The sequence below is a fragment of the Algoriphagus oliviformis genome, from assembly GCF_017254915.1.
In the GTDB taxonomy this organism is placed as follows: domain Bacteria; phylum Bacteroidota; class Bacteroidia; order Cytophagales; family Cyclobacteriaceae; genus Algoriphagus; species Algoriphagus oliviformis.
In genome coordinates this window covers 1-283 of record NZ_JAFKCT010000091.1, presented here as the reverse complement: position 1 = coordinate 283, position 283 = coordinate 1, and the positions used below count along the sequence as shown (strand labels likewise).

Annotated in this window: 1 protein-coding gene; it reads left to right on the top strand. The window is 51.6% G+C overall.

Annotation, left to right across the window (positions count from 1 at the left end; all coding sequences use genetic code 11):
* Positions 1 to 283: sigma-70 family RNA polymerase sigma factor (locus tag J0A68_RS23405; protein WP_498371318.1), on the top strand; the 283-nt coding region annotated here is incomplete at both ends.

Sequence of the window (283 nt, the reverse complement as noted above, 5' to 3'; positions counted from 1 at the left end):
CCTGGTTGTATCGAATCGCCGTGAACACGGCAAAGAATTATCTGGTTGCTCAGGGGCGCCGTCCGCCATCCAGTGATGTGGACGCCAACGATGCGGAAAATTACGAAAGTGCGGGCGCACTGAAAGAAATTTCGAACCCTGAGAACTTAATGTTGTCAGAAGAGCTGAGACAGATAGTTTTCCGTACCATTGAGTCTCTCCCTGAGGATCTTCGCATGGCGATTACCCTGCGGGAGTTGGATGGTCTAAGCTACGAAGAGATAGCCGCCATCATGGATTGCCC